4 protein-coding genes are annotated in these 3200 nt (G+C 65.6%); all 4 read right to left on the reverse strand.

Annotation, left to right across the window (positions count from 1 at the left end; genetic code table 11):
- Positions 1 to 109: 109 nt before the first annotated feature.
- Positions 110 to 469, reverse strand: coding sequence for a hypothetical protein (locus tag WA702_RS09835; RefSeq protein WP_425110330.1), 360 nt, complete (start codon positions 467 to 469; stop codon positions 110 to 112).
- Positions 470 to 549: 80 nt separating this feature from the next.
- The gene (locus WA702_RS09840; RefSeq protein WP_425110331.1) at positions 550 to 978 is read right to left on the reverse strand and encodes a hypothetical protein; all 429 of its coding nucleotides are present in this window, start codon (positions 976 to 978) and stop codon (positions 550 to 552) included.
- Positions 979 to 1248: 270 nt separating this feature from the next.
- Complete coding sequence (gene lexA, locus WA702_RS09845; protein WP_425110332.1) at positions 1249 to 1947, reverse strand: transcriptional repressor LexA; 699 nt, start codon at positions 1945 to 1947, stop codon at positions 1249 to 1251.
- A 204-nt stretch (positions 1948 to 2151) separates the two neighbouring features.
- The coding region (gene glp / locus WA702_RS09850; RefSeq protein ID WP_425110333.1) for a gephyrin-like molybdotransferase Glp at positions 2152 to 3200 on the reverse strand (1049 nt) is incomplete at its 5' end.

A 3200-nucleotide genomic window follows, 5' to 3' on the forward strand; every position in this document is an offset into this window, starting at 1 on the left:
CCCCCATCGCGCGCGCCGGATGCCACGCCGGCGGAAGCCGATCAGCAGCAGGAAGACTAACGTTGATCGGGCTGCGGGCGCCATCAACGGCACGACGATCCGTTATCAGTCACACGCGCGGCAGTTCGAAGGTGCCGAGATGATATTCGTCGAGGTCGTCCAGCGCGTCCTCAGCAGAGACAGCGCCGGAGCGCTTCGGCAATTGCAACATCGTGAACTCGGCCTGCGGATATTGCCGCCAGACTGCGATGTCGTCCGCGGTTACCGTGAGCCAGCCGAACCGGTACATGTAGCGGCCGGGCTCCGCGACATGTCCGGTCTTCTGCCAAGTGATCTTCTGCCAAGTGATTTTCTGGGAAATGATCGGCGTGATCGTCTGTCCGTCACGTCCTTGGGCGTTGAGCTGCGAACCAAGCTCCGGCGCAGCCATCCTCTCGGATACGCTTTTCGGCGCAATCTCATCGGGCACAACACATTCTCCCCCTCGGCGACCCCAAACTATCCGCCGAGGGGCTGAAAATGGCCCATCGAGCGTGGGCGTCTTTGTCGTTACGGGATCGATATCGGTCGCGTTGGCGTCGTCTCCGTAGCGGTGGTACCGACTTTGCGCTCGGCCGGCTTGCCGGTCACCGGAAGCTGCAGCACGGTGACGCGCTGGCCTTCGCGCAACTGGGTCACCAGCACGCGGGTGCCGTCGGCGAATTCGACCGCGTCATGGTGACGATCGGGAACATGGCGATCGAGCGCATTGAACTTGGCGACGCGCGAACGGACCGTCTTGGTCCAGAACCAGCGGCTGTCGTATTTGACGTCGTCCTCGAACGCCAATTCCGTTCCGGGAAGCATGCAGACCGCAACAGCGGGTTCGCTCTCGGAGGCGAAGCCACGTGTCGAGGTGCCGCGGAACGTCGTCGTTACAAGCGTTTCACCCACCTTGGCCGGGCGGGACGCAACAGCATGGAGGCTATAGTCACACATCGGATCGCTCCTCGTTCGAGATAGCCGACCCGCGCTCCCCCCGGAAAGGCGCAGGCCTCTATCAGAGTGGACATCGATCGCAATCCTAGCGCGTCATTCGCGGTAATTCTGCGCTGAGCATGGGCACGCCCGATCACAAGCGTTTGAGCGTAGGGCTTGCCGCAAGCACGGGCAAAAGCCCAGCTGCGCCGCCGAACACCTTCGGCGCGCTCTGTCGATCTCGGGCCCCGCACCCCGGCACCGTCCCGGAGAGCGCCAGCGCAGCAGAGGTCAGTACTTCCGGTACAACCCGATCAGCTTGCCTTGGATCTTGACCCGGTTGGGCGGCAGGATGCGGACCTCGTAGGCGGTGTTGGCCGGCTCCAGCGCGATCGAGGCGCCGCGGCGGCGGAACCGCTTCAAGGTGGCTTCCTCCTCGTCGATCAGGGCGACCACGATGTCGCCGGTATCGGCACTCTCGTTGCGCTGGATCAGCGCCATATCGCCGTCGAGGATGCCGGCGTCGACCATCGAGTCGCCGCGCACTTCGAGCGCATAATGTTCGCCATTGCCCAGCATGTCGGCCGGCACGCTGATGGTGTGGCTGCGGGTCTGCAGCGCCTCGATCGGCGTGCCCGCGGCGATGCGGCCCATCACAGGCACGGCGACGGGGCGCTCGCCGTCATCGAGCGCGGGCGAGGAGGTGCGCACCTTGCCGAGATTGCCTTCGATCACCGAAGGCGTGAAGCCGCGCCGGTTGTTGGCGGCCTGCGACAGCTCGGGCAGCTTGATCACCTCGATGGCGCGCGCGCGGTTGGGAAGGCGGCGGATGAAGCCACGCTCCTCGAGCGCCGTGATGAGACGATGGATGCCGGACTTTGAGCGCAGGTCGAGCGCATCCTTCATTTCGTCGAAGGAGGGCGGCACGCCGGCTTCCTTGAGCCGCTCGTTGATGAACCGCAGGAGTTCGTATTGTTTGCGCGTCAGCATCTCGACCAAGTCCCCAGGTTGATATCGTCCGAGCTCGACGACTGATCACGTGACGACTGATCAGATGCGAAGGGCCGGAATCGCGTTGCCGCAACATACTCGAAACAAATCATGAACGGACACTATATGTTCGATATGTGTTCCGCAATCATTAATTTAGAGTGAATCTGCAGCTTGTCCCGGGGACGCGACATCTCGAAACGTTCACTCCGGCAGCCGCAGGATTTCGCACGGACTGCCGGCCGCGGCAGCGGGCGCGAAGGGCGGACGGATCACCAGCGCCTGCGTTGCGGAGAGGTAGCCGAGCAGCGACGAATCCTGATGGGTGACCGGCGTTGCGATCAAAGCGCCGTCGGCGCGCCTTTCGAGTCGGGCGCGCAGATAGTCCTCGCGCAGGTCGTTGGCGGCGAGATCGCGGCCGAGCAGGGCAGTCTCGCGCGGCGCGGTGATCGCAGACAGGCCCGACAGCCGTCGAAGCAGCGGCACCAAAAACAGCAGGCTGCAGACATAGGACGAGACGGGATTGCCGGGCAGGCCGATCACGCGCATGGCGCCGAGCCGGCCGTGCATCATCGGCTTGCCGGGGCGCATCGCGATCTTCCAGAACGCCATGGCGACGCCTTCCGCCTCCAGCGACTCTTTCACCAGATCGTGGTCGCCGACCGAAGCGCCGCCGGTGGTGATCAGGATATCCGCATCGGCCTCGCGCGCCCGCCGGATTCCGGCGGTCGTCGCCGCGATGGTGTCGGCGGCGATGCCGAGATCGATCGCCTCGGCGCCTTCGGCCCGCGCCAGCGCACGCAGGGCGTAGCCGTTGGAATAGACGATCTGGCCCGGTCCCGGACTATTGCCGGGCATCACCAGCTCGTCGCCGGTCGCGAGCAGCGCGACGCGTGGACGGCGTCGCACCGGCAGCTCCGGATGATTCATGCTGGCGGCCAGCGACAGGTCGCGGTCGCTCAGGCGGCGGCCGGCCTGCAGCAGCACCGCGCCTTCATGGAAGTCGACGCCGGCGGGGCGGACATGGCGTCCCTTGACGGCGGCCTCGGTGATCGTGACCTCATCGCCGTCGGCCACCGTGTCTTCCTGGATCACCACCGCGTCACTGCCGTCGGGCAGCACGCCGCCGGTGAAGATGCGCGCGGCTTCGCCCGCCTGCAATGCGCGGCCGAACGGACGCCCGGCGGCGACCTCGCCGACCACCTTCAATTTGGCATGGACCTGCGCGGCATCGGCGGCGCGCACCGCGTAGC

The sequence above is a fragment of the Bradyrhizobium sp. genome, assembly GCF_049798375.1.
Taxonomy (GTDB): domain Bacteria; phylum Pseudomonadota; class Alphaproteobacteria; order Rhizobiales; family Xanthobacteraceae; genus Bradyrhizobium.

Coding starts and splice junctions, on each gene's coding strand:
- WA702_RS09840 (WP_425110331.1), bottom strand. CDS start 978: ATGTGTGACTATAGCCTCCATGCTGTTGCGTCCCGCCCGGCCAAGGTG.
- lexA (WP_425110332.1), bottom strand. CDS start 1,947: ATGCTGACGCGCAAACAATACGAACTCCTGCGGTTCATCAACGAGCGG.